We start from the raw sequence: 342 nt of genomic DNA, 5'->3' as shown, positions 1-342 counted from the left end.
GATCAGTTCGTCGGCGCCCGCCCCGCCGATCAGCACATCCTGCCCGGCGCCGGCGGTCAGGGTGTCGTTCCCCGCGTCGCCGAGCAACACGTTGGCGGCGGCGCTGGCGATCACCGAGATCTTGTCGTTGCCGTCGCCGCCGGAGAGGATCGCCGGGATGACCGATTCCACGGCCGGGTTGGACGTCGAGATCTTCACGCTGATGTTGTCGTTGCCCCCCAGGCCGTAGGCCAGCAAGTGGCCGTTCGGGGCGTAGGGGCCGCCCGGCAGGGTTTTGCCGTTCAGCATCACGTCGAACAACGCGCCCGTGTTGTCCACGGGGACAAAGGTAATCGTGTCGGC

1 pseudogene is annotated in these 342 nt (G+C 67.8%); it reads right to left on the bottom strand.

The window, feature by feature from the left end:
- Positions 1–342 (bottom strand): annotated as a pseudogene (locus BGIM_RS65205) (hypothetical protein); the annotation flags it as partial.

Source organism: Zavarzinella formosa DSM 19928 (genome assembly GCF_000255705.1).
Taxonomy (GTDB): Bacteria; Planctomycetota; Planctomycetia; order Gemmatales; family Gemmataceae; genus Zavarzinella; species Zavarzinella formosa.
Note: the sequence above shows the minus strand (reverse complement) of the source record. Positions and strands in the feature narration are given on the sequence as shown.